This is a genomic window from Zooshikella harenae, assembly GCF_018837975.1.
Classification (GTDB): Bacteria; Pseudomonadota; Gammaproteobacteria; order Pseudomonadales; family Zooshikellaceae; genus Zooshikella; species Zooshikella harenae.
Map to the genome: position 1 here is coordinate 1 of NZ_JAGSOY010000286.1, position 927 is coordinate 927.

Consider the following 927-nt stretch of genomic DNA (forward strand, 5'->3'; position numbering starts at 1 on the left):
AACAGTTGGTATGTGTATTTAGATCCCGTGAATGACTTACTTGTCGTGGATAGCTCCAACGTAAAACAGGCCGAAGAATGTATTCATCACTTACGCATTGCTTTGGGTGGTTTGGCTACTCATCCGGTGGTTACAGAATATAAGCCTTATGAAGTCTTAACCTGCTGGTTAGCGCGAAGTGCTCAACTGCCTGAAGGTCTGCTACTGGACCAATGTGCTGAACTGCGCTTTGTAGGAAGTGAAGATGCGGACATTGTAAAACTCAGTAAAAGCGATTTAGAGCTGGAAGAAGTCGAGCCACATATTGGCGCGGGCAAAATGGTCACTAAATTAGGCTTTCACTGGACCGATTATTTAACCGGAATTATTCATGATGATTTTCGTTTTACCCAATTAAAGTTTGAATTAACGGATCAGGAAAAAGCTGAAGACTTTATTTCTCAGGCACGGGCCGATTTTATGTTAATGGCCAATGCCCTCTCCCAACTCTACCGTAATTTTATTGAGTATTTTGGTGGTTACAAAAAAGACAAGGAGGCAGCGTAATGAACAATAATAAACAACCCACACCCGAAGAATTAGCCTTGGTGACACTGGATGCTTATCTCGATGCGAACCAGCCTAAAACGTTTATTGATGCCATTAATCAATTAAAAGTACTACAAACACAATTAAGTGCAATGAGCTTGAATTTACAACGCATTATTCAAGCCCCTAATACCGAGTCACTGACCGTTCATTAAAAGGAGAAACATCATGGCTTGCTATGCCGTTTTCCAGCTACGGAACCCGGTTAAAGCAGTAACCACCGGATTGGTAGAACAGATTAATAAAGTACGGCCTTACTGGGTCACTGATCATTACTTAGTACAATTCGCTTCCCCTCTCTACGAACATTATGAATATGTGTATGAAAACCCTCAGCAT

The 927-nt window shown here is 41.5% G+C and carries 2 protein-coding genes; both read left to right on the forward strand.

Translation table 11 applies throughout. The features are described from left to right. Positions 1-546, forward strand: a 546-nt coding sequence (locus KCG35_RS25675) for a recombination-associated protein RdgC (RefSeq protein ID WP_215822701.1), incomplete at its 5' end; no start/stop codon positions are given. Further along, a complete protein-coding gene (locus KCG35_RS25680; RefSeq protein ID WP_215822703.1) occupies positions 546-743 on the forward strand; it encodes a hypothetical protein in 198 nt (65 codons plus the stop codon). The genes KCG35_RS25675 and KCG35_RS25680, both read left to right, overlap by 1 nt. Positions 744-927 lie beyond the last annotated feature (184 nt).

Coding starts and splice junctions, on each gene's coding strand:
- KCG35_RS25680 (WP_215822703.1), top strand. CDS start 546: ATGAACAATAATAAACAACCCACACCCGAAGAATTAGCCTTGGTGACA.